The following is a 5104-nucleotide window of genomic DNA, read 5'->3' on the forward strand; positions in this document are numbered from 1 at the left end:
GCCTGGGCCCGTTGTTTAATACCAATAGTTGTCAAGGTTGCCATCTCAAGGATGGGCGAGGCCACCCACCGATGGGAGATGAAACCCCCATCGCGTTGTTTCTGCGTCTTTCGCTGCCTTCCAATCAGTCGGAGCCGGAAATTTTGGAGCAACGGGGCGCGCTCCCGGTACCCAACTACGGTTTGCAGCTACAAACCTCTGCGATTCCTGGCGTGCAGCCGGAGGGCAAACTGATCATTGAGTACCGTCCGCGGGAAGTGGGCTTTGCCGACGGCCATAGCGTTACCTTGCAGGAGCCGCTTTACTCAATTGCCGAACCTGCCTACGGTGAGTTACCGAACACGTTGCTGACGTCGCCGCGGTTGGCGCCACCAATGATTGGCCTGGGCCTGCTGGAGGCGATTCCTGAAGCAGACCTGATGGCGGCTGCCGACCCCAACGATGCCGATGGCGATGGCATTTCCGGGCGCTATAACCAAGTCTGGGATGTGCGCAGTGGCACCACGGTGATGGGGCGTTTTGGTTGGAAAGCGGGTGAGCCCAGCATTGAGCAGCAGAGCATGCACGCCTTCGCCGGCGATATGGGGCTAACGTCTCGCTTAGTGCCGCAAACGGATTGTATGGAGAGTCAGGGGTGCGATGCCTTTCCTGATGGTGGAACGCCTGAAGTCAGCGATGAAATTGCAGACTTCATCACCTTCTATGCCTCTAGCCTGGCGGTGCCGATGCGCCGCAACATGGATGATCCTGAGGTGATACAGGGGGCCGAGACATTTAACGCACTGGGCTGCGCAAGCTGCCATACCCCCCGCCATCGTACCGCCTCGGATGCTCCCCGAGCGGCGTTGGCGAATCAAGAAATATGGCCTTATAGCGATCTACTGCTCCACGATATGGGCGAAGCCTTGGCCGATCATCGTAGTGAGTTTCAAGCGGATGGGCGCGAATGGCGCACCCCTCCGTTGTGGGGTATTGGCCTGACACAAACGGTGAATCCTCGGGCTGGCTTTCTCCACGATGGCCGTGCCCGTACGCTCGAAGAGGCGATTCTCTGGCATGGTGGCGAAGCAGAGGCGGCCACCCAAGCCTATCGACATCTACCCGCTGACCAGCGCGCGGAACTTATTCGCTTTCTTGAATCTTTATGAGCTTTACAACGCTTCTGTTACGGCTGTCGGCTATTGGTAAGGAGTTAATGTGATTTCTTCTCTTCGTCGTTTGGGGGTAGCCGTTGCGTTTTTAGCGGCTCCCTTTTCTGCACTGGGTTCCGCTGATACGGACACCAATACACCACGTGATATCTGGCATGGCGCGATAGCGCAGCAGTATGCCGAACTCAGTCATGCCTCTGAGCGCCTGGAGGCTAGTGCAACGCGCTTTTGCCAAGCGCCCGATGAATCGCTCAAGCAGCGGCTTGAAAGCGACTGGCTGGGGGCTTATCAAGCTTGGCAGGCGGTGCGCTTTGTCCAGTTTGGGCCCATTGAGCAGAATAGCCGTGGCTGGCAACTTCAGTTCTGGCCAGACCGCAAAAACCTTGTAGGTAGCAAGGTAGAAGGATGGTTGAGAGCGGACACCACGCCAACGGCCGAAGATATTGCTAGCGATAGCGTCGCGATTCAGGGATTTCCGGCTATTGAGTACTTGCTATATGACGATGCTATGAGTGACCGGCCACTTGGTGAACCGGCTATGTGCGGCTTGTTGCAGGCTATCTCTACTCATCTCGTAGACACGAGTAGCGCACTGGAGCGCGACTGGCAGGCCTTTGGTATGCACTATCGTGATACCCCGCGTTACACCGAAACCACACTGGCTAACGCCATTCAAGCAATCGAAACCCTAGAGCAGAAACGTCTTGGTGAGCCAATGGGGCTACAAGGGACGCCTGCTAATCGCTATTTAGCGGAAGCTTGGCGTAGCGGTAACTCCATTCGTTTGGTGGAAAGTACGCTTGAAGGGCTGCGCACAGGGTTTCTTCCAGGGCTCTCGACGTTGCTGCGCGAAGCCGATGCAGTGCCACTCGCCGAGACATTTCGTGATCAATTGGACAAGACGTTAGCCAAGGCGAGTGATCTGCCTTCGGGGCTGACAACGTCACTGGACGATCAAGCCTTTCGTGACCTGCAGTCGCTTTATCTCAATATTGGTCAGTTGAACTATCTGCTGGGAACCGAAATTGCGGCCGAGCTTGGCCTCGTGCGTGGCTTTAATTCTAGCGATGGAGATTGAGCGATGCAGCGACGGCAGGTGCTGAAAGCTGGGCTAGGAAGCGTCTTAATGGCATTAACACCACTGAGCTGGGCGGTGCCGGGGCGCGAAAATGCTGACTGGCTGTTTAGCGCGGTTGATGATCTTGATGGAAAGCACTACATCGCTGGAGTGGCACTGGATGGTAAAAGCCGCTTTATGATTGAAGTGCCCGAGCGCTGTCACGGGGGCTGTCTACGTCCTAGCTCCCACCAGGCAGTACTTTTTGCCCGCCGCCCCGGCACTCGAATGCATGTGATCGATGGGGCTAATCGGCGCTTAGCTCACACCATTTCAGCGGGAGAAGGTTACCATTTCTATGGACATGGGGTTTTCGACCTGAACGGGCGCTATCTGTATGTCACCGCCAATCGTTTGGCGGACAGCGCCGGGCTGGTGCGCGTTTACGATGCTGCCAACGACTACGCTCATGTGCGCGATATGTCGCTGGATGGTATCGGGCCCCATGAGCTTCGGCTGATGCCGGATGGTGATACTCTGGTGATTGGTTTGGGGGGAATCCAGACTCACCCTGACTACGGTCGGGTTAAGCTCAATCTGGACACTATGGCCCCGGCGCTGATGCTTATGAATCGCCACAGCGGCGAAGTAGTAGCCCGCCATGCTCCTTCGCACCACCAGCTTAGCTGCCGTCATCTAGACGTGGCAGCGGACGGCACGGTGATCGCCGGATACCAATTTGAAGGCCCTGAGTGGGAGTCCTATCCGCTGATTTGTCGTCTGGATGCTGCCGGAGGCTTCTCTGAGCTGGCGCTGCCCGATGAGGTCACCACCAGCCTTCGGCACTACACCGCTAGCGTCGCGTTTAGCCGTGTTTCAGCAACTGTTCTGGTGACCGCTCCTCGCGGCAATCGGGTGCTGCTGCTAGATGCTGAACAGGGCCGCTTGAACGCTAACCTGGAGCTACCCGACGCTGCCGGTGCCCGCTGTGATGGGAGCGGCGGCTTTCTGGTCTCCTCCGGCCAGGGCGGACTCTACCGTGTAACCCCTGACACGGCAGTGCCCGAGTTGCTCGCCAGCCAGGAATTCCGCTGGGATAACCATTTGACCTGACAGATACCTAACGTTGGCCTAAATAGCGAAAAGCATTTATCCCTAGAGTCGAAAGCGCGAAAAAGCCAGCGGCCAAGGTAACAATTGTCGGCCCCGTGGGGGTATCAAAATAGTAAGCGGCCCTGAGCCCCAACGTAACCGCCAATGTCGCAATACACATAGCTACTAGTGCCATAATTTCAGGCGTTCTGGAGAAAGGCCTTGCCGTTGCAGCAGGAATAATCAGTAAGGCTGCAATTAGCAATGCACCGACCACCTTGAGTGCCACAGCCACGACCATGGCAAGAGAGAGCGTTAAGACCAATTGCTCGCGGCGGGGCTGAATGCCATTGGCGTAGGCAAGTTCATCGCTCAGTGTGGCAGTCAGAAGTGCCGACCAACGCCAGAAGAGTAACGCCAATATCAGTAATGCGCCGCCACCGATGATCCACAGGTCATCCTGGCCAACGGCCAGGATATCGCCGAATAAATATGCCGTCAGGTCAATCCGGACTCCCGAAATAAATGAAACGGCGACCAGGCCGATCGCCAAGGCTGAGTGAGCCATGACACCGAGTAGCGTATCCATGGCATAACCGCGCCCGCTGAGTAGCGTTACGCAAGCGGCCATGGTGAGGGCAACGGTTAATACGCCTGCAAAAATAGAGAGGTTAAACATTAAAGCCAGTGCAACACCAAGGATGGCGGCGTGAGATGTCGCATCGCCGAAGTAAGCCATACGTCGCCAAACCACAAAGCAGCCAAGCGGTGCCGCGGCAAGGGCAACGAATATGCCGGCCAGAGTAGCGCGCCACATGAAGTCATCCAACATGGGCTGCCTCCTCATGGTGATGACGATAAAAAGCCAGCATTTGTGCTGTCTGTTCACCGAATAACGCTTGATAGTCTGGGGAAGACGCAACACGTTCTGGTTTGCCCTCGCAACAGATGTGGCCGTTTAAGCACAGCACATGGTCGGCGGTGCGCATGACGACATGAAGGTCATGGCTGACCATCAATACGGCACAGCGGTAGTGCTGACGAACCTCTTCAATTTTTTTATAAAAGTCCGCGATGCCACGATAGTCCAACCCTTGTGTTGCCTCGTCGAGAATTAAGATGTCTGGTTTTGTGATAAGCGCGCGGGCCAGCAGTACCCGTTGGAGTTGGCCGCCTGATAAGTGGCTCATGGCGGAATTTTCCAATGCCTCGACCCCAGCGTTTGCTAATGTTTGCTGCACATCGCGGCGGGCATGGCGGTGAGGAAGGTTAAGGAAGCGTGAGACCGTCATCGGTAGCGTTGGGTCTAAATGGAGTCGCTGGGGCACATAACCGATAGACAAATTCTCATCGATGGCGACGTAACCTGATGTTGGCTTAATGGCCCCAACTAATGTTTTAACTAACGTTGATTTTCCTGAGCCATTTGGGCCAATCAGCGTGACAATCTCTTCACGGTGCAATGTCAGATTAATATCTCTCAAAATATGCTGGCCACTGATCAGAACATTGATTTGTTTGGCGCGCAGGAGAGGGGCATTACCGGGTGTGAATTGAGACATCAGCTTGCAGCCTCTCGGTTAATTGCTATTCTGATTCAATTTGTTATGTTATATCATATTGAAAAAATAAGGGCTAATGCTTCTGCGGCTATAAGCGCTTTCTAGATAGGTCGTATGAGAGTGGGGGAATTATGGTTTTGATAATTTGGAGAAAAACATGAAGTACAGAATTTCACGTTACACCCTGCCGCTATTAGCGAGCTTTCCCTTGTCAGCCCTAGCAGATGTTCCCCGTGTGGCGG

5 protein-coding genes are annotated in these 5104 nt (G+C 55.1%); 3 read left to right on the forward strand and 2 right to left on the reverse strand.

The window, feature by feature from the left end:
* From INT22_RS13830 to INT22_RS13840, 3 genes are all read left to right on the forward strand, one after another.
* A partial coding sequence (locus INT22_RS13830) for a di-heme oxidoreductase family protein (RefSeq protein WP_226912736.1) occupies nt 1-1148 on the forward strand: 1148 nt, incomplete at its 5' end.
* 49 nt (nt 1149-1197) lie between these two features.
* Nucleotides 1198-2229, forward strand: a complete 1032-nt coding sequence (locus INT22_RS13835) for an imelysin family protein (protein WP_193060926.1) — start codon at nt 1198-1200, stop codon at nt 2227-2229.
* Nucleotides 2230-2232: 3 nt separating this feature from the next.
* Complete coding sequence (locus INT22_RS13840; protein WP_193060927.1) at nt 2233-3321, forward strand: DUF1513 domain-containing protein; 1089 nt, start codon at nt 2233-2235, stop codon at nt 3319-3321.
* A gap of 7 nt (nt 3322-3328) precedes the next feature.
* Here INT22_RS13840 and INT22_RS13845 read toward each other — a convergent pair whose 3' ends face one another.
* Together INT22_RS13845 and INT22_RS13850 are read right to left on the reverse strand one after the other, a co-directional pair.
* On the reverse strand, nt 3329-4132 hold the full coding sequence (locus INT22_RS13845; protein WP_193060928.1) for a metal ABC transporter permease: 804 nt from the start codon (nt 4130-4132) through the stop codon (nt 3329-3331).
* Complete coding sequence (locus tag INT22_RS13850; RefSeq protein ID WP_089038962.1) at nt 4122-4862, reverse strand: metal ABC transporter ATP-binding protein; 741 nt, start codon at nt 4860-4862, stop codon at nt 4122-4124. The genes INT22_RS13845 and INT22_RS13850 overlap by 11 nt, the downstream gene beginning before the upstream one ends.
* Nucleotides 4863-5104: the final 242 nt, after the last annotated feature.

The organism is Halomonas sp. 3D7M, assembly GCF_014897885.1.
GTDB lineage: Bacteria > Pseudomonadota > Gammaproteobacteria > Pseudomonadales > Halomonadaceae > Vreelandella.